The organism is Microbacterium sp. RURRCA19A (genome assembly GCF_900156455.1).
GTDB lineage: Bacteria > Actinomycetota > Actinomycetes > Actinomycetales > Microbacteriaceae > Microbacterium.
Map to the genome: position 1 here is coordinate 118,032 of NZ_FTNQ01000002.1, position 18,975 is coordinate 137,006.

General features: G+C 71.7%; 18 protein-coding genes. 11 read left to right on the plus strand and 7 right to left on the minus strand.

Annotated elements, in window-relative coordinates; genetic code table 11:
* Positions 1-104: 104 nt before the first annotated feature.
* The 7 genes from purS to BW982_RS08555 all read left to right on the plus strand — a co-directional run bounded on the left by purS (position 105) and on the right by BW982_RS08555 (position 6,489).
* The gene (purS, locus tag BW982_RS08525) at positions 105-353 is read left to right on the plus strand and encodes a phosphoribosylformylglycinamidine synthase subunit PurS (RefSeq protein WP_076492211.1); all 249 of its coding nucleotides are present in this window, start codon (positions 105-107) and stop codon (positions 351-353) included.
* A complete protein-coding gene (gene purQ / locus BW982_RS08530; RefSeq protein ID WP_076492214.1) occupies positions 350-1,057 on the plus strand; it encodes a phosphoribosylformylglycinamidine synthase subunit PurQ in 708 nt (235 codons plus the stop codon). Before purS ends, purQ begins: the two co-directional genes overlap by 4 nt.
* A gap of 247 nt (positions 1,058-1,304) precedes the next feature.
* A complete protein-coding gene (locus BW982_RS08535) occupies positions 1,305-2,747 on the plus strand; it encodes a LuxR family transcriptional regulator (protein WP_076492216.1) in 1,443 nt (480 codons plus the stop codon).
* A 29-nt stretch (positions 2,748-2,776) separates the two neighbouring features.
* The gene (locus tag BW982_RS08540) at positions 2,777-3,505 is read left to right on the plus strand and encodes a GntR family transcriptional regulator (RefSeq protein ID WP_139327382.1); all 729 of its coding nucleotides are present in this window, start codon (positions 2,777-2,779) and stop codon (positions 3,503-3,505) included.
* Between the two features lie 63 nt (positions 3,506-3,568).
* Entirely contained in the window at positions 3,569-4,057 is a 489-nt protein-coding gene (locus BW982_RS08545; RefSeq protein WP_076492221.1) for an ureidoglycolate lyase, read from the plus strand.
* A gap of 2 nt (positions 4,058-4,059) precedes the next feature.
* The gene (locus BW982_RS08550; protein WP_076492224.1) at positions 4,060-5,508 is read left to right on the plus strand and encodes an FAD-dependent oxidoreductase; all 1,449 of its coding nucleotides are present in this window, start codon (positions 4,060-4,062) and stop codon (positions 5,506-5,508) included.
* Positions 5,509-5,565: 57 nt separating this feature from the next.
* Positions 5,566-6,489, plus strand: a complete 924-nt coding sequence (locus tag BW982_RS08555) for a 2-hydroxyacid dehydrogenase (protein ID WP_076492227.1) — start codon at positions 5,566-5,568, stop codon at positions 6,487-6,489.
* 142 nt (positions 6,490-6,631) lie between these two features.
* Here BW982_RS08555 and BW982_RS08560 read toward each other — a convergent pair whose 3' ends face one another.
* The 6 genes from BW982_RS08560 to BW982_RS08585 form a co-directional block, all read right to left on the minus strand.
* Entirely contained in the window at positions 6,632-7,432 is an 801-nt protein-coding gene (locus BW982_RS08560) for a lytic transglycosylase domain-containing protein (RefSeq protein WP_076492229.1), read from the minus strand.
* Between the two features lie 233 nt (positions 7,433-7,665).
* The gene (locus tag BW982_RS08565; protein WP_083696601.1) at positions 7,666-8,877 is read right to left on the minus strand and encodes an ROK family protein; all 1,212 of its coding nucleotides are present in this window, start codon (positions 8,875-8,877) and stop codon (positions 7,666-7,668) included.
* Positions 8,878-8,967: 90 nt separating this feature from the next.
* Positions 8,968-10,188, minus strand: coding sequence for a multiple monosaccharide ABC transporter permease (mmsB, locus tag BW982_RS08570; RefSeq protein WP_076492232.1), 1,221 nt, complete (start codon positions 10,186-10,188; stop codon positions 8,968-8,970).
* 5 nt (positions 10,189-10,193) lie between these two features.
* Entirely contained in the window at positions 10,194-11,723 is a 1,530-nt protein-coding gene (gene mmsA / locus BW982_RS08575; RefSeq protein WP_076492234.1) for a multiple monosaccharide ABC transporter ATP-binding protein, read from the minus strand.
* 100 nt (positions 11,724-11,823) lie between these two features.
* Complete coding sequence (gene chvE, locus BW982_RS08580; protein ID WP_076492237.1) at positions 11,824-12,942, minus strand: multiple monosaccharide ABC transporter substrate-binding protein; 1,119 nt, start codon at positions 12,940-12,942, stop codon at positions 11,824-11,826.
* A 251-nt stretch (positions 12,943-13,193) separates the two neighbouring features.
* Entirely contained in the window at positions 13,194-13,778 is a 585-nt protein-coding gene (locus BW982_RS08585) for a nucleotidyltransferase family protein (protein ID WP_076493592.1), read from the minus strand.
* A gap of 51 nt (positions 13,779-13,829) precedes the next feature.
* On the opposite strand from BW982_RS08585, the gene BW982_RS08590 reads away from it, so the two are divergent.
* Genes BW982_RS08590 through BW982_RS08605 form a run of 4 tightly spaced genes read left to right on the plus strand, consistent with a single transcriptional unit; the run spans position 13,830 to position 17,669 of the window.
* Positions 13,830-14,807 carry an XdhC family protein gene (locus BW982_RS08590; RefSeq protein WP_076492239.1) on the plus strand — a complete coding sequence of 326 codons (978 nt, stop codon included), beginning with the start codon at positions 13,830-13,832 and terminating at the stop codon, positions 14,805-14,807.
* Positions 14,804-16,102: an amidohydrolase family protein gene (locus tag BW982_RS08595; protein WP_076492241.1), complete on the plus strand. Its 1,299-nt coding sequence runs from the start codon at positions 14,804-14,806 to the stop codon at positions 16,100-16,102. Before BW982_RS08590 ends, BW982_RS08595 begins: the two co-directional genes overlap by 4 nt.
* Entirely contained in the window at positions 16,099-16,725 is a 627-nt protein-coding gene (locus BW982_RS08600) for a helix-turn-helix domain-containing protein (RefSeq protein ID WP_076492244.1), read from the plus strand. Before BW982_RS08595 ends, BW982_RS08600 begins: the two co-directional genes overlap by 4 nt.
* Positions 16,722-17,669 (plus strand): PDR/VanB family oxidoreductase, encoded by a 948-nt coding sequence (locus BW982_RS08605; protein ID WP_076492247.1) that lies wholly within the window; start codon positions 16,722-16,724, stop codon positions 17,667-17,669. The genes BW982_RS08600 and BW982_RS08605 overlap by 4 nt, the downstream gene beginning before the upstream one ends.
* A gap of 34 nt (positions 17,670-17,703) precedes the next feature.
* Here the strand turns inward: BW982_RS08605 and BW982_RS08610 are convergent, their stop codons facing one another.
* A complete protein-coding gene (locus BW982_RS08610) occupies positions 17,704-18,960 on the minus strand; it encodes an MFS transporter (RefSeq protein WP_076492249.1) in 1,257 nt (418 codons plus the stop codon).
* Positions 18,961-18,975: the final 15 nt, after the last annotated feature.

Sequence of the window (18,975 nt, forward strand, 5' to 3'; positions counted from 1 at the left end):
CGACGCGCAAGACCTTGTATCGACGGCGCAATCGGGGTGTCGGCGGCGGCACGGCACGGCTGCGTAGAATGGCATCCACTGCCCTTCCGACACCTGGAGCTGGAATGCCCACCATCGTCGTCGACGTCATGCCCAAGGCCGAGCTTCTCGACCCCCAGGGGAAGGCCGTCGCCGGCGCCCTGTCGCGACTGGGCGAGAACCGCTTCTCCGACGTGCGGATCGGCAAGCGCTTCGAGCTGACCGTCGAGGGCGAGGTCGACGACGCCACGCTGGCGCGCGCCCGCGAGCTCGCCGACGAGATGCTCTCGAACGCCGTCATCGAAGACGTCGTGAACATCGAGGTCGTGGAGTGACCGCTCGCATCGGGGTCATCACCTTCCCCGGTTCGCTCGACGACCGCGACGCGCAGCGCGCGATCCGTCTCGCGGGCGCCGAGCCCGTCGCCCTGTGGCATGGTGAGCACGACCTGCGCGGGGTCGACGCCCTCGTCCTCCCCGGCGGCTTCAGCTACGGCGACTACCTCCGCGCCGGCGCGATCGCCGCGTTCGCGCCGATCATGGCCGAGGTGAAGGATGCCGCGGCGAAGGGCATGCCGATCCTCGGCATCTGCAACGGCTTCCAGATGCTCGTCGAGGCGCACCTTCTGCCCGGCGGCCTGATCCGCAACGCCCACCAGCAGTTCATCCGCCGCGACCAGCGCCTGCGGGTCGAGAACGCCTCGACCGCGTGGACCAGCGCGTTCGACGAGGGCGACGAGATCGTCATCCCACTGAAGAACGCCGACGGCGGATACATCGCGGATGCCGAGACCCTGGCCCGCGTGAACGGTGAAGGCCTCGTCGCGTTCCGGTACCTGGGCGTCAACCCGAACGGCTCGCTCGACGACATCGCCGGCCTCACCAACGAGCGCGGCAACGTCGTCGGCCTCATGCCCCACCCCGAGCACGCCGTCGAACCGGGCTTCGGCCCCGGCACCGCCGCAGCCATGCGCTCCGGCGTCGACGGGCTCGGTTTCTTCACCTCCGCCATCTCCGCCGTGGTCGCCGCCGCCGCGTAGCTCCTCCTCTCCCCCGACGCGGAGGATTCCCCTCCCACTGTTTTCTGCGGTCACACCGCGGGCGTTAGTGGGACATTTGTCATATCCTCAGGGAAGAACCGCTCCCCGGGGGCTGGCGGTTCGAGCGGCCGCTCGCGAACCCGAATCCGTGTCCGACCGCCCGTCCTGGGTGCCTGTCTATCCATGACGCGACCGTGGCGCGCGCTGACGCGCGCACGGACGGTCGCGTTCGTGTCGCGGAGGTCACATGAGCGATTCCGATGGTCCCATCGGCCCGAGCGTCGCGCTGCGCGCGGCGGCGGCCCACACATTCGCGCGGTTGGAACCGGGGCACGGGCAACCGCTTCCGCGTCACCTCGCGCTCCTCGCCGAAGCGGAACCGGGCGCGACCCCGCTGGTCTGGACCGACACCCGCGCGATGGTCCTCACGTCGATGCTGGTGGCACGCGCGCGCCATGACGCGCTCGGCGACGGCATCGAACTCGTGTCGCGCTACTTCGACAGCGGGCGCCTGACGCGCCCCGCCGCCCTGTCGGGTCCGGCGCGCTCGGCGCTGTACGCGGGTGTCGCCGAGTACTGCGCCGCCGTCGGCTGGCCGCAGGTCGGGGGACATTACGCCGGCGAAGCGCTGCTCTTCGCCGAGACCCCGGCGCAGCGCTACCGCGCGCTGAGCGTGCAGGCGTTGAATCTGGGGCTGAACGCGGAGTACCCCGGCGCCGCACAGGCGATCGAGGAAGCGCGCCGACTGTACAGGGCCTGCGGGTGGGCCGCCGAGGACGTGTCCCACTGCCTCCTTCTCGGAGACGGATTCGTCGCCGCAAGCCGCGCGGACTCGGCGCGCATGCACGCCATCGCCGACGAACTCGAGCACGCTCAGCCCGAGGACCCCTACTGGATCTTCAGCGCCGAGATGACCCGGGTCGCGGCGATGTTCATCGGCCGTTCGGTCGCGGAGGCGCTCGCCAAGAGCTGGGAGCTCCTGCACTCGTCGGGCCGTACGCGAAGCTTCCGGATCGTCCGTGGCCTGCTCCTCGGTCTCCACGCCGACATGCTCACCGCGCTCGGCGAGTACGAAGAAGCCCTCGCCGTGCTCGACAACGCCGTCACCCATCCCGGCCACGCGGTCTGCTTCCCCATGCAGCGCTCGCGGACGCTGCTGCAGATGGGACGCGAGCGCGAGGTCATCGACAGCACCAACGCCTGCGTCGCGCTGCACGACGAGCACTGCCTGCGCACCCTCACCCAGGTCCTCACCGTCCGCGCCGTCGCCTTTCTGCGGCTGGGGGGCGAGAAGCGCGCGCTGCAGAGCATGGAGTCCGCGTTTCGGCTCATCCAACGCACGGGAGGTTCGATGATGCCGTTCCTGATGATCCCGTTCTCCGACACCGATCGCCTCCTGGATCGACTGTCGGCCACCATCCCCGACCTCGCCTCCGCGGCGGCGGCGACCCGGCAGATGCTGCCGAAGATCGCCGCGCCTTCCGCTCGCGACGGCGCCTTCTCGACCCTGACCGCCACCGAGCGGGAGCTCGCCTACCTTCTGACCTCGAGCCTCGGGATCCCCGAGATCGCGCGTGCGCGCAACGTGTCGGTGAACACCGTGAAGTCACAGGTCCGGTCGATCTACGGCAAGCTGGGGGTGTCGAGCCGAGAGGATGCGGTCGCGTTGCTACAGCGTCCGGACGAGTGACCGGGGAGCTCGGACCGAACGAGGAGCCCATGCGAGCGACAGACCAGGATGCCGTCATCGACCGGATCCTCGCACTGTGGAGCGGCGACCTCCAGACGCTGCCGTCCGAGCCGCGGCTCGCGGAGCTCACCGGGGCGAGCCGGGCCTCGGTCAGGGAGGCGCTCGTGCGGCTCGAGGAGCGCGGGTATGTGCATCGGACGCAGGGCACGCGCACGACCCCCAACCGCCGGCTGCCCGACGTCGGCCGTCGGATCGACGAGCAGTTCGATCACTCCCTCTCCATCCGTGCGGCCGGATACGAGCCGCGGCTCGAGGTCGTGGCATCCGGGGTCCGCATTCTGGCTGCGGACGACCCCGAACGGTTCGACGACCTGCCCGACGGCACGCGGGTGTTCCGCACCGTCAAGGTGTGGAGTGTCGACGGGGCGTCGTACGCGCTGGCGGAGGATCTCGTGCCCCTCGCCCGCGACGTCGACCTCGACCCGCACCGACCGGTGTTCGAGCTGGCGGAGGAGGCCAATGGCATCCGGGTCGCGTGGGAGACCCTGTGGGTCGACGCGGTGAGCCTGGATGGCGAGCGCGCCGCTCTGCTGTCCGCGACGGCGGGGGTTCCGGTCGTGGAGATGACGTACTGCGGGTACGGGACGGGCGACGACGTCGGGTACTGGTCGCGCGAGGTGCAGGTGTCCGCCCCCGCGGGGCTGCGGAACGCCCTCATCCGGCGCGTCCGTCACGATCGGGGCGTTTCGGGGGCGTAACGAGGTCGTGAACGTGTCAGACAAGTTGCCGATGCACTTGTCAGACAGGCGTATCTTCATGGCATGACCGAGCCGCTTCCCGCACACCCCCTCACCGCCACGACCGTCACCGCCGAGACGTTCGCGCCCTTCGGCGTCGTGCTCACCCCCATGGCCGACGGCACACCCTTCACCGCGGAAGAGGCCGTGCTCGACGTGTCGGGCGGCATCCCCCGCTTCTACCTGATGGCCCTGGACGACAAGAAGCCCGAGTTCGTCCGGGTCACCCGCCACCTCGAGACCACGCAGACCCTGATGGCCGTGGGCGACGTCGAGTGGACGATCGCCGTCGCACCCGCGGGCATCGACGAGCCCGCCCTCGACGACCTCCGCGCGTTCCGCATCCCGGCGCGCACCGCGATCACCATGCTCAAGGGCACCTGGCACGCGGGCCCGTTCTTCGACGAGCCGAGCATGGACTTCGTCAACCTCGAACTCGACGACACCAACGTCACCGACCACCACAACTTCCGCCTCGACGACACCTACGGCGTGCGCGTCGTCGTCGAGTGAGCATGCCCGAACCGCTCCCCGACGCCGCGGCACGCCTGGCCGCGCTCGAACGCGAGGCCGCGCATCAGGAGCACCTGAGCGCCGGCGACGGCCGCGCGTGGGTCGGCGAGCGCGACGGCGAGCATCCGGTCGTCATCGTCGGTGCCGGTCAAGCCGGCCTGGTGCTCGCCCGCGGCCTGCGCCGCCGCGGAATCGACGACGTGATCGTGCTCGACTCCGCCCCCGTGGATGCCACCGGCCCCTGGACCACCTACGCGCGCATGCACACGCTGCGCACACCGAAGGACATCGCCTGGCCCACCTGGGGCGTGCCCGCGGCGAGCCCGCGCGCCTGGTTCGAAGCGGTGTACGGGGCCGCCGCGTGGGAAGAGATCGCCTTCTTCCCCACCGTCGCCTGGCAGGGGTTCCTGCAGTGGTACCGGACCGTCGCGGGGATCGACGTGGTCGGCTCGACGACGGTCACGGCGATCACCCCGACGGATGCCGAGGGCCCGCTGCGCCTGCATCTCACCGGCGCCGACGGGTCATGGGTGCTGCTCGCCCGTCACGTCGTGCTCGCCACTGGGATCGAAGGCGCCGGCGGACGGCACGTTCCGGCGCTCCTCGACGCCCTCCCCGCCGAGCGCGTGCACCACACCCACGACGCGATCGACTTCCCCGCCCTCGCCGGGAAGCGCATCGGCATCCTGGGCGCCGGGACGGGCGCGTTCGACAATGCCGCGACCGCCCTCGAGCACGGTGCGGCATCCGTGGACGTGCACATGCGACGCCCCGCGATGCCGCAGGTCAGCCCCTACCGGTGGATGGAGTTCGCCGGCCTCATCGAGAACTACGGCGCGTTCTCCGACGCCCAGAAGTGGACGTTCAACGTGCACCTCTCGGCTGTCGACCAGCCCGCGACGCAGAACGCGATCTGGCGCGCGCACGCCTTCGACGGCTTCCGATTCCTGACCTCCTCGCCGTGGCGCTCCGTCGAGTGGGACGGCACCGACATCGTCGTGACGACGCCGCATGGCATCCATCGGTACGACGTCGTCATCGCCGCGACCGGAATCGTCGCGGACCTGTCACGCCGTCCGGAGCTCTCGGCGGTGGCAGCGGATGCCGCGATCTGGAGCGACCACCTCGCCCCGGCGCAGATCGCCGAGAACCCCGGGCTCGCGGCCTTCCCCTACCTCGACGACGACTTCGGGCTGATCAGCCGGAGCGCGCCCGAGGGGTCGGCGCTGTCGCGCATCCACATGTTCAACCACGGCGCCCGGATCAGCCAGGGGATGCTCAGCCACCAGATCCCGGGACTCGTCGGTGGCGCGACCGCGCTCGCCGCGGCCCTGTCGCGGCGGCTGTTCACCCGCGACGCGGGAGCCCTCATGGCCGAGTACCTGGCGTACGACGTCCCGGTGGGCGTGCACGTGGGGCGGCGGCCCGTGCCGGTGGACGCTCCCGCGTGACCCGCGCCGCGGCGGTCGACGGCGTGTGCGGTGCGGGCCGCGGGTAGCGTGGGACGGGTGACTTCCTCGCTGATCGTGTCCGTGCCCACCGCGCAGCTCCGCGACGATCTGCAGCCCCTCCCCGAGGGCGTGGAGGTGCTGGTCTGGGACATGACGGATGCCGCGCCCCGCCCGCACATCGACATCGTCGTGCCGCCGTACATGTCGATGGACGGCGTGATCGCGCGCCTGTCCGAGGCGACGACCCGGCTGGTGCAGGGCCAGTCCATCGGGTACGACAACGTGGAGGGACGCCTGCCCGCAGGCCTGGTGTTCGCCAACGCCACCACCGTGCACGAGACCGCCACCGCCGAGCTCGCCGTCGCCCTGGCGCTCGCTGCCCAACGCTCGCTGCCCGACTACGTCCGGGCTCAGGGGCGCGCCGAGTGGAAGGGCGGCTGGACGCCCGGACTGGCCGACGCGCGCGTGACCCTCCTGGGATTCGGCGGCGTCGGGCGCGCGATCGCCGCCCGCCTGAAGCCCTTCGAGGTCGAGCTGCGCGCGATTGCTTCGCACGGCCGCCTGCAGGACGACGTCGAGGTGCTCCCCCTCGGCGAGCTGTACGACGTCCTCGCCCGCACCGATGTGCTGATCGTGTCGCTGCCCGGCGGCGAGAAGACGCGACGCCTCGTCGACGACGCGGCCCTGTCGGCGCTGCCCGACGGCGCACTCGTCGTTAACGTCGGCCGCGGCCCCGTCATCGACACCGACGCGCTCGTCGATCACGTGCGGCGAGGACGCATCCGCGCCGCGCTCGACGTGACCGACCCCGAACCCCTCCCGAGCGACCACCCGCTGTGGTCGCTCGACGGCGTCCTCATCGCCCCACACGTCGGCGGGGCGACCGGCGCCATGCGTCCCCGCATCGCGCGGCTCGTGCGCCGCCAGATCGACCACCTCCTCGCGGGCGAGGAGCCCGAGAACGTGGTGCTGCGGGGCTGACCCCCGCGCGGGCTCCGCGTCGCGGCGGGCGCGAGACTGCATCCAGCCGACATCTCCATTGCAGGCTGCAGTGGAGATGTCGGGAGGATGCAGTCTCGGCGATCCGGAACTCGAACAGGATGCCAGTGCGGGCCGGCCCCGCTCAGCCGCCGGCGCGCGCGGCGTAGGCGTTCGCCGCGGCCGCGATGTCGTCGACGTAGCTGTCGAGGTGGTTGTACGAGAAGATCGCGCGCCGCCAGCCGGGGGCGCTCGTCATCTCCCCGGCGGCGCACAGGTAGCGCCCGGCCGCGAGCGCGGCGTCGTCGATCTGATCGGGATCGGCCACGCCGTCGCCGTTGCCGTCCGCGCCCCAGCGCTCCCACGTCGCCGGGATAAACTGCAACGGGCCCACGGCGCGGTCCCAGGTGGCATCCCCGTCCCAGGCTCCTCCGTCGGTATCCGCGATGGCGGCGCTCGCACTGCCGTCGAGGGGGATGCCACGGATCGCGGGCTCCGGGTACCCGGCGTCGTCCAGGTGCCCGCCGGAGTGCGTGCCGTGCGCGGACTCGATCGCCCCGAGACCCGCGAGGGTGTTCCAGCCCAGCCCGCAGCCCGGCTGCTCGACCTTCAGCGTGAGCGCCGCCGACGCATAGGCGTGCAGGGCCCGCTCCGGGATGCCGGTCGCCGCCGCGGTGCGCGCGGTCCAGGTCGGATCGGCGGGCACGATTCCCGCACGGGGCGGGGCCGGAGTCGGTGCGGGGGCAGAGGTCGGTGGGGCGGCGACCGGTGCGGCATCCGGCTCGACCGCGGGGGCGTACGCGCTCACCCGCTCGTCGAGCGGACGCTCGCGCCCGACCGCCTGCGACGACACGACGAGGGCGACCGCGATGACGACGAAGAGCACCGCCGCGACGGCAGCGGTGATCGAAGACCACGAGCGACCGCGGTCGGCGTCGAGATCCACGCGGATCCTCCCCTGGCATCCGCTCGGGCAGCGGGCGCCGCGCCGAGGATAGCCCGGCCAGTCGACGTGCGGGTGAACGGGGGCCGTCGCGCCGGAGTGCTGCGGCACCCTCACCCGGTCGAGTGTCCGAGACACGCCGTATGGCGTCGGGCGCGTGCGGCGCGTCTTGGACACTCACCGGTGGATGCCGGCTCCGGGGGGCACGTGCGCGGGCGCGGGAGCGCAGCGGCGCGTCAGCCGCGGAAGCCGGCGGGGTTCGCGAGGAGGTCGGCGAAGGCGAGCTCGGCGGGGCCGATGAGCATCAGGCGCGAGCGCAGGTGCGCGCGTTCGAGACGGATCGTGCGGCCCTCCGCACCCAACGGGTGCACGCGCACCGCCTCGGCGAGACGCTCGCGACTGACCGACAGGAGCGCACCGAGATACCCCGAGAGCACCACGGTCTCGGGGCTGAACGCGTTGACGAAGTTCGTCAGAGCGAGCGACAGCACCTCGACCTGGCGCGTCACCTCCGCCATCACCCGGGGGTCGCGGGCGACCCCGAGCTCCACGTCGAGTTCGTCCTCGTCGAGCTTCCGGCGTCCGAGCAGCGGCTCGAGGAGGTCGAGCCGGACCTCGGCTTCGAGGCATCCCTTGCGCCCGCACACGCACGTGCGGCCGCGCGGGTCGACGACGGTGTGGCCGAGTTCGCCGGCGTAGCCGGAGGTCCCGCGCAGGAGCGTCCCGTCGATGATGAGGCCGCCGCCGATGCTGTGCATCGCACCGCCGAGATAGAGCAGGTTGGAGACGCCGACACCGACGCCGAACCGCGACTCAGCGAGCGCGCCGATGCTCGCGTCGTTCCCGGCGGAGACCAGGATGCCGAGTTCGTCGCTCAACCGCGCGGCCACCGGATCGCGGCGCCAGCCGAGGGTCGGCGACACCAGCACGGAGCCGTTCGCGTTCACGAGCCCCGGGACGGCGAGTCCGGCGCCCACCACGCGGTAGTGGCGGTCGATGTCGGCGCGCATCGCCTCGACGCTCGACGCGACGATCTGCACGAAGCGACGCGGCGACGGCGCACTCGCGGTGTCGTGCCGCAGCCGCGCGTGGACGACGCCGCCCAGCCCGACCAACGCGACGGTCACGGCGTGGGGTTCCGCCCGGACGCTCAGCGCGGCGACGTGGTCGTCGGGCTCGATGTCGAGCGTGGGCCGCCCGACCTTCCCGGTGCGTTCACCGGCGGCGACCTCGCGCACGAGCCCCAGCTCGGTCAGCTCCATGACCAGGCCCGTGACGGTCGAGCGGTTCAGGCCGATGGTCGCCCCCAGCTGCGCCCGTGAGAGCGCTCCCCGGAGGTGCAGCATCGACAGCACGGACGCGAGGTTCTGCTGACGGATCAGGTCGTTCGTCGTACGACCTGGCGGTGGTGCGAGCGGCGTCGCGGGCTCGAACACGGCAGGGGTCATGAGGAGGGCACCTCTCCCATTGTCGCATCGGCGGCCCCCCTGTTACCGCCGGTGTGGGGAGCGCGGCGCACGGCCGCGCTCCCCACCCGATCAGACACCGCCGTTGCGTCGCTTGTTGAAGATGTCGAACGCGACGGCGAGCAGCAGAACGATGCCCTTGATCGCCATCTGCCAGGCCGCGTCGACGCTGAGGATGGACAGGCCCATGTTGAGCACGCCCATGACCAGTCCACCGACGACGGCGCCGACGACGGTACCGATACCGCCCTGGACGGCGGCGCCACCGATGAACACCGCCGCGATGGCATCCAGTTCGTAGTTCTGACCGGCGGATGCCACGGCACCACCGGCGCGCGCGGTGCTGACCACCGCGGCGAGACCGGCGAGCACACCCATGTTGACGAAGATGAAGAAGTTGACCCACTTCGTCTTCACACCGCTCATCACGGCGGCGAACAGGTTGCCGCCCATCGCGTAGATGTGGCGACCGAACGTCGTGCGGTTGAGCACGAACGTGTACGCCAGCACGAGCACGGCGAGGATGATGAGCACGATCGGCGTGCCGTTGTAGGCGGCGATCGTGAACGCGACGGCCATGATCGCGACGACCGCGATCGCGTTCTTCAGCCAGAACGACCATGCGACCTCGCGGGGGAGCTCGAGCCGGCGGAGCGTCGCCCGGGTGCGCAGCTGCTGCACGATGAGCAGGACGCCGGCGATCGCGCCGAGCACGAGGGTCAGGCTGTCCCAGTTGCCGACGTAGCCGAGCAGGGGCGGGAGCCATCCCGCACCGATCGCCGTGAAGCCGTCGGGCAGACCGCTGATCGTGCCGCCGGTGAGGAGTACGAGCGTGAGCCCGCGGAAGAGCAGCATGCCCGCGAGCGTGACGATGAACGCGGGTATCCCGACGAAGGCGACCCAGAAGCCCTGCCAGGCCCCGACGATCGCGCCGACGACGAGCGACAGGATGACCGCGAGGTACCAGGGCAGACCCCACTGGTTCATCGCGATCGCCGCGATCGCGCCGACCATCGCCACGACCGAGCCGACCGAGAGGTCGATGTGGCCGGCGATGATGACCATGACCATGCCGATCGCGAGGATCAGGACGTAGGCGTTCTGCTGGATGAGGTTGTTGACGTTGCCGGGCATCAGCAGGCGTCCGCCGGTGAGCACCTGGAACAGGACGATGATGATGACCAGGGCGGCGAGGATGCCGAACTGCCGGAAGTTGATGCGGGCGAGCAAACCGCGGCGGCGGGGCCCCGGTTGCGTCGGCGCTTCGACCGTCTGGGTGGATGCGGTGGCCATTGCTGTCAGTTCCTTCCGGCGGTCATGTGCCGCATGAGCGTCTCCTGCGTGGCGTCTTCACGGCTGACCTCGGCCGTGATGCGTCCCTCGGAGATGGTGTAGATGCGGTCGGAGAGGCCGATGACCTCGGGCAGCTCCGACGAGATGACGATGACGGCCTTCCCCTGGGCCGCGAGTTCGTTGATGATGCCGTAGATCTCGTACTTCGCTCCGACGTCGATGCCGCGGGTCGGCTCGTCGAGGATCAGTACGTCGGGTCCGGTGAACATCCACTTCGACAGGACCACTTTCTGCTGGTTCCCGCCGGAGAGGCGTCCGGTGATCGCGGCGACGCTGGGTGCCTTGATGTTCATCTTGTAGCGGTACGAATCGGCGACCTTGTACTCGCGGTACCGGTCGACGACGCCGAGGCGCGCGAGCCGCGACAGCGCGGAGGCCGAGACGTTGACCTGGATGTCGCCGATGAGATTGAGGCCGTACTTCTTGCGGTCCTCCGTGGCGTACGCGATGCCGTTCTTGATGGCCGCGTCCACGGTGCGGACGTCGATGGCCTGGCCGCTCTTGTACACCTCGCCCGAGATCCCGGTGCCGTACATGCGCCCGAAGATGCTCATCGCGAGCTCGGTGCGTCCGGCGCCCATGAGACCGGCGAAGCCGACGATCTCGCCCGCGCGCACCATGAAGGACGCGTCGTCGATCACCACGCGCTCCGTGTCGACGGGGTGGTGCACGGTCCAGTGCTCGACGCGGAACAGCTCTTCCCCGATGTCGGGTTCGCGCGGCGGGAAGAGGCTGTTGAGGTCGCGACCGACCATCGCGCGGATGATGCGGCCCTCGTCGGTGTCGGGATCGTCTCGGCGCATCGTCTCGATGGTCCGGCCGTCGCGGATGATCGTGATGCGGTCGGCGATGCGGAGCACCTCCTTCAGCTTGTGGCTGATGATGATGCAGGTGATCCCCTGGTCGCGCAGCTGGTCGATGAGATCCAGCAGGTGCGCGGAGTCGTCGTCGTTGAGGGCGGCGGTCGGCTCGTCGAGGATGAGGAGCTTGACCTCCTTGGCCAGAGCCTTCGCGATCTCGACGAGCTGCTGCTTGCCGACGCCCAGCTCGTAGATCTTGGTCGCGGGGTTCTCACGGAGCCCCACGCGCTTGAGGAGTTCTGCGGCGGCGGTGTTCGTGGCGTTCCAGTCGATGACGCCCCGCTTGGACTTCTCGTTGCCGAGGAAGATGTTCTCGGCGATCGAGAGATAGGGGCTGAGAGCCAGCTCCTGGTGGATGATGACGATGCCGGCGGCCTCGCTGTCGTTGATCGAGCGGAACGCGACCGGCTCCCCCTCGAGGGTGATCGTGCCGTCGAAGCTGCCCGCGGGGTACACCCCGCTGAGCACCTTCATCAGCGTCGACTTCCCGGCGCCGTTCTCGCCGCAGATCGCGTGCACCTCACCGCGGTGCACGTCGACCGAGACGTCGGCGAGGGCCGGGACGCCGTTGAACGACTTGGAGATCCCCGACATGCGCAGGATCGGTTCGGTCATGGTGTCTCCCTCCGTCGCCCGCGGGCGACAGGTAGCTCCGCCGCCGTACGGCGACGGAGAGAGCGGCGGGGCGGGCGAACCCGCCCCGCCGCTGAGTGGATCAGAGCCCGACGTCGGAGGCCTTGAGGAAGCCCGAGTCGATGAGCTTGGACTGCACGTCGTCCTTGACGACGACCTCAGGCGTCAGCAGGTACGACGGGACGACCTTCTTGCCGTTGTCGTAGGTCTTGGTGTCGTTCACCTCGACGGTCTTGCCGTCCTTGATCTCCTGGATCATGGTGAAGACGCGGTCACCCAGAGCGCGGGTGTCCTTCCAGACCGTCATGGCCTGCAGGCCCTCGAGGATCGCCTTGACGTTGGCCTTGTCGGCATCCTGACCCGTGATGATCGGGTAGTCCGCACCGGCGGTGTAGCCGGCCGACTTGAGGGATGCCTCGATGCCGATGGCGAGGCTGTCGTTGGGCGACAGGACGACGTTGACCTTCTTGCCGTCGCCGTAGAACGACGAGAGGCGGTTGTCCATCTCGGCCTGAGCCTTGTCGGACGCCCAGCCCTGGATGCCGATGCTGGCCCACGCGTCGTCGTTGGCGGGCGACTTGCCGCTGGGGACGACGAGCTGGCCCTTGTCGACGTACGGCTTGAGCACGTCCCAGGCCCCGGCGAAGAAGAACTTCGCGTTGTTGTCGTCGGGGCTGCCGGCGAAGGGCTCGAGGTTGAAGGGACCCTTGCCGTCCTTCAGGCCGAGCTGCTCCTCGATGAACTGACCCTGGAGCGTGCCGACCTTGTAGTTGTCGAACGTGGCGTAGTAGTCGACGTTCTCGCTGCCGTTGATGAGGCGGTCGTACGCGATGACCGTGGCGTTCTGCGCCTTGGCCTCCTGCAGCACCGGTCCGAGCGTCGATCCGTCGATGGCCGCGATCACGAGGATCTTGGCACCGCCCGAGATCTGGTTCTGGATCTGGCTGATCTGCTGGTCGGTCTTGTTGTCGGCGTACTGCAGGTCGACGGTGCAGCCGGCGTCCTGGAGCTTCTTCTGGAGCTGCTCACCATCGTTGATCCAGCGCTCGAGGCTGCGGGTCGGCATCGCGATGCCGACGTTGCAGTCGCCGCTGCCCCCGGCGGCGTCTCCGCCACCGTCGGCGGGGCGGGTGGAGCTACAGGCTCCGAGGCCGACCGCGAGTGCCGCGATTGCCGCACCGGTCAGGATTTTCTTCAGCATTGTGATCTGCGTTCCTCTCTGAACTGCAGGGACCCCCGTGGTCCGCACCCGTCGCCCTCCCCGGCGTCAGATCGGGTACGTCCTCGTCCCGGCTTCCTGGCTCCGTCGTTAATTATGACGGCTCCGTGAACATATCCCCGGGCATGCGCGTTTGTCCAGAGTCCCGGGAGCGACGAAATGCAACGAACGCGTAACGGAACGTCGGTTCGCGGCTCGACCGCGCAACGCGCGGGTGCCGGAGGACGCGGGATTCAGCGCACGTCGCGGTCGGCGCCCGACCACAGGTCGCCGCACTCGACGGCCTCGGCCCCGTGTGCGCGAAGATACGGTCGCGCGCCGATGTCGCCCGTCGCCGCGGCGGCCAGCGCGGACCAGTGCCCGCGCCCGATGAGCACGGGGTGGCCCGGTTCCCCGCGGTAGTCCGCGGAGGCGAGTGCGTCGGGAGCCGCCCGCTCGGCGAGCCGCGAGACCGCCGCGGCGGGAAGCTCAGGAGTGTCGACGGGAACGATCACGACGGCGGGGGCGGGGAGGGATGCCGCGGCCTCCAGCCCCGCACGGAGAGACGCAGCGACACCCTCGGACCAGCGGTCGGTCCGGACGATCCGCGCACCGGGAGGTACGAGCGGCGACGCCTCGTCCGCGCCCGCGCCGAGCACGACGATCACCGGCTCGCAGCCTCCGGAGCGGAGCGCCGCGACGGCCTTCGCGACCCACGGCGTGCCGTCGGCATCCCGGGCGAGGGCCTTCGGGCCGCCGAACCGGCGACCGGCTCCGGCAGCCAGGACGAGCCCCGCCGGACGGCCCGACGGGGTGTCGGACGGGGCCTCGGGACGCATGGTCACGACAGCGTAGCGTGCGCGAAACACGTCGCGGATACGGTCGCCCACATGCTCGAACTGGCCGCCGACCTGCTGCCCCTGCTGGAGGCGGGGGTCCCCGTGGCCGCGGTCACGATCACCCGGGTCGTGCGCAGCGCACCGCGCGGGGTGGGCGCGACGCTCGCGGTGACCCCGGACGCCCGCGTGATCGGTTCGCTCTCCGGCGGCTGTGTCGAGGGCGACGCCGTGATGCTCGGCCTCGACGCGCTCCGCTCGGCCGAGGTCCGTCGCGGCAGCTTCGGTTTCACCGGTCCGGACGACGCGATCGTCGCGGCGGGTCTGGCCTGCGGCGGAGCGATCGAGGTGGTCGCCTACCCCGTCGACGGCGCCGCCCCCGGCGTGCGCGACGCGTTGCGCCGCGCCGCGGCCGGACGCGAGAGCGCGATCGACCTCGACCTCGGCGACGGCACCGTCCTGGCACTGCGCCGGCGGCCGCGGCCCCGCCTCATCGTGCTCGGGGCCGGTGAGCACGCGGCCGCTCTGTGCCGCGTGGGAGCCGCCGCCGGATTCGCCGTGACCGTGTGCGATCCGTGGGCGCTGCTGGTGACGCGGGAGCGCTTCCCGGAGGCATCCGATCTGGTCGTCGCCGCCCCGCACGACTACCTCGCGTCCCTGGAGGCACCCGACGAGCGCACCGCGGTGTGCGTGCTGACCCACGACGAGCGCCTCGACGTCCCCGCCATCCGGACGGCGCTGCGTCTGCCCGTCGGCTTCGTCGGCGCGATGGGGTCGCGGGCGACCGTGGCGCGCCGGGCGGCGCTGCTGACCCAAGCGGGGGTGACGGATGCCGAGCTCGGCCGGCTGCACTCCCCGCTGGGCCTCGACCTCGGGGCGGAGACCCCGGAGGAGACCGCCCTGGCGGTGATCGCCGAGATCGTCGCGGCGCGACGCGGCGCGAGCGCTCTTCCCCTCCGGGCGACCGGCGGCCCCCTCCACGCGGACGCCGTGGCCGGCTGCACGGTCCCGACCCCGGTGACGGTCCGATGACGGCGCTCGTGATCCGCGACGCGGTCGCGGTCGTCGAGACCGAAGGACGCGTGCGCACCGGAGACGTCGTGACCGTGGACGGCGTCGTCGTCGACTCCCCCGCTCCGGCGGACGCGACGGTGATCGATGCGAGCGGTTGCGTCGTGACGCCCGGCCTCGTGAACGCCCACCACCACCTGCTGCAGACGGCGTTCCGGACGCTGCCGGGCACCCGTGGCATCCCGATGCGCGACTGGCTGCCCGCGATGGCGAGCGCCTACACCGCGGCCGGCGTCGATCCCGAGCTCACCGGCATCGCGGCGCGCGCGGGGCTCGCCGAAGCGCTGCTGAGCGGCGTCACGACGGTCGCCGACCACCACCTGACCTGGCCTTCCGGCGCCGACACGGTCGGGATGGCCCGCGCCGCGGCGGCGGCCGCCGCCGACCTCGGTGGGCGCCTCGCCTTCGTGCGGGGCGCCGCGCGCGACGATCCGCAGGAGGCCGCGCTCTCGGCCGAGGCGATCGCCGCGGCCCTGGTCGACGACTGCCCGGGCGGCGTCAGCGCGGACGGGATGCTGCAGGTCGCCGTCGGACCCGCGGGCGTGCACAGCGACCCGCGCGAGACGTTCACGCTGATGACCGAGGTCGCCGCGCGCCGCGGGCTCCGCCGGCGCACCCAGGCGAACGAGGTCGTCGACGTCGAGATCGCGCTCGACCGCTACGGCCGCCGCCCCCTCGACCTCCTCGAGGACTGGGGGTGGCTGGCCCCCGATGTCACCCTCGCGCACCTGTGCGCGGTCACCGACGACGAGATCGCCCGGATCGCCGCCGCGGGGGTCACGGCGACCCACGCCCCCGGATGCGACGTGCCGATGGGCTGGGGCGTCGCGCCGGTCGCGAAGCTCCGGGACGCCGGCATCCCGGTCGGCCTCGGAACCAGCGGCGGCGGCAGCAACGACGCCGGCCACCTGCTCGCCGACGCGCGTCTGGCGATGCAGGTCTCGGCTCTCGTGGGACCGCAGCTGGCGGCATCCACGGTCCTGGCGATGGCCACCGCCGGATCCGCCAACGGGCTCGGGCGCCCCGAACTCGGGCGGCTCACGCCGGGGTCGGCCGCCGACCTGTGCCTGTGGGACGTGTCGGGGGTCGCGGACGCCGGGGTCGCCGACCGCGTCGCGGGACTGCTCTGGGCCTCGCCCGGTCGCCGCCCGCGCACGGTCGTGGTCGCGGGCCGAGTCGTCGTGGACGAGGGATGCCTCGTCACCGTCGACGAGAGCGAGATCACCGCGCGATTGTTCGAGAGGGTGGGACGATGACCACCATGGCTCCCGCGATCCCCGCCGACGATCCCGCCACCGGTGACGAGCGCCTCGGGGCGCACCTGCGGGGCCTGCGCAAAGCGCGCGGGTTGACGCTGACGCAACTGGCCGAGGCGGCGGCGCTGTCGCATCCGTTCCTCAGCCAGCTCGAGCGCGGCCTCGCGCGCCCCAGCATGGCGAGCCTCGAGCGGCTGGCGCGGGCCCTCGGCACGAGCCGGGTCGAACTGATCGCCGCGTCCGAGCCTCCGCGCCCCGACGAGAGCGCCCACCCGACGTTCGTGCGGGCGAACGAGGGACTCGTCGGCCCGTACGCCGAGGGCAGCGCGCGGATGCTCGCCGAGGGCCCGCGCCGCTTCGAGCCCATGGAGTTCACCGGCGCGAACCCCGAGCCCGGCGACCACTACATCCACGAGGAGGACGAGTTCCTCACCGTGCTCGAGGGCTCGATCGTCATCTCGCTGGGGCCATTCGGCGAGACGACGCTCTCGGTCGGCGACTCGGTCTACTGCCGGTCGGGCACCCCCCACCGCTGGCATTCGCCCGGCGGGGCGCCCTACCGACTGCTGATCGTGAAGGAACTGGTGCACGGCGCCCCCGACCCCGGCGAAGGAGACACATGAGCGGCGGTCTGACATTCGAGGCGATCGTGCGCGAGCGGCGCGAGGCGGCGGACGGTGTCGTCGTCCTCGACCTCGAGCGGCCGGGCGGCGTGCTGCCGCACTGGTCGCCGGGTGCGCACATCGACGTCGTGCTGCCCGGCGGGGTCGAGCGCCAGTACTCGCTGTGCGGGTCGCCCAGCGAGCGCGGCACCTGGCGGATCGGCGTGCTGCGCGAGCGCGAGGGCTCCGTGTGGCTGCACGAGAACGCCCACCCCGGCACCGCGCTGCGTGTGCGCGGACCCGCGAACCATTTCCTCTTCGCGCCGACCGCCGGTCGCTCCTACGTCTTCGTCGCCGGCGGCATCGGCATCACGCCGATCGTCCCGATGATCGAGGCCGCCGAGACCGCGGGCGCCGCGTGGACACTGCTGTACGCCGGACGGTCGCGGAAGACCATGGCGTTCGCCACCGAACTGACCGAGCTCTACGGCGATCGCGTGGAGGTGTTCGCCGCCGACGAGGGCCGCCGCCTCGACCTGGACGCGCGCCTGGGCACCCCGGCATCCCGGACCGTCGTCTACGCGTGCGGGCCCGCCCGCCTGTTGGAATCCCTGGATGCCGCGATGTCGGGCTGGCCGCGCGGAAGCCTCCACGTCGAGCGGTTCGAGGCGAAGGTGCTCGGGCCGCCGGTGTGGGCCGAGCCGTTCGAGGTCGACCTCATGATGTCGGGGCTGACGGTCGTGGTCCCGCCGGAGAAGTCGATCCTCGAGGTCGTCGAGGAGTACGGCGCGGTCGTGCCCTCGAGTTGTCGCGTCGGCACCTGCGGCACGTGCGAGGTGCCGGTGATCGACGGCGACGTGGAGCATCGCGATTCGGTGCTCTCGCCCGAGGAGCAGGAAGCCAACCGCACCATGATGCTGTGCGTGTCGCGCGCGGCGTGCCCGCGCATCACGCTGGAGCTGTAGCCGCCTCGGCACGATCTCAGCGATTCGCGCAGCCTCAGTCCCGCACGGCTCCCTCGAACGAAGCCTGCGCGGATCGCGGAGGGGACGCGACGCGCGCCGCGAGCCGGGGCGCCGCCACCGCGGCGACGACGAGCGGAAGTGCCAGGAACGCTGCCGCCGCGGCCGGGACGGCCGGCCACGTCGACAGGGCCCCCGAGACGAGGTTGCCGCCGAGCACCGCGACTCCGCCGCACGTCGCGAGCAGCCCGAAGAATGAGCCGGTGGGGAGGGCGGCGGCGAACCGCGGGACGAGCGCGAGGGCGGTGGGATTCGCGAGCATGTGCCCCGCCGCGATCAGCCCCGCCGAGACGAAGACCGCCGAGACGACCGCGGCGTCACCGGTCGCCGCGGTCGCGCCCACGGCCAGGACGCCGAAACCCGTCGCCGACAGGGCGTACCCGGTGCGCAGCGCCACGGCCGCCCCCACGCGCCCGGCCCACCGCGACAGCGGCAACTGCAGCGCGAGGGTGAGCACCGACACGCTCGCGAACATCAGCGCCGTGGCGGCCGCGGCATCCGTCGTCCGGGCGAGGTGGAGCGGCAGGGCGAGGTAGAGCTGGTTGTAGGCGAGGAGGTCGGCGGCGTGGAGCACCGAGAATCCGACGAAGCGCCGGTCGCGGAGCGACCACCACGCTCCCCCGCGGGTCCGCGCGGTGCGCCGGCCGGGGTCGGGCGGAAGCGCCACCCGGAGGAAGAGCCCGATCGCCGTGAAGAACGCGGCGCCCGACAGCGCGACGACCACGAAGCCCGCCCCCAGGAGCGCGGCGCCGACGAGCGGACCGATCACGGCACCCAGCTCGCCCGTGACGCTCAGCCACGCGAACAGCGACGCCCGCGAACGGCCGCCGGCGTCGGGGCGGCGGGCCTCGGCATCCGCGATCAGGACGTTCAGGCCCGGCGAGAAGAGCGCGCCGCCGAGCCCCGTGAGCACGGTCCCCACGACGAACAGGGGCAGAGCCGGGGTCGGGGCGAGCAGAGCAGCGGCGAGGGTGGCGAACCCCGCGACGCGCACGGCGCAGCCGAGCAGGATGACGCGCCGCGCGCCGAATCGGTCGGCGAGCACCCCGCCCACGAGGAACAGACCCTGCTGCGCGAAGGTGCGGATGCCGAGCACCAGGCCGACCGCGAGGGCCGTGAGCCCGAAGTCGCGCGTCAGGACGAGCGCGAGGAACGGGACCACGGCGTAGAAGCCCACGTTGAACAGCAGCTGCGTCCCCAGCAGCACGGGGGTGCGGGTCGGGGGGATTCGCACAGGACTCCTTGGTTC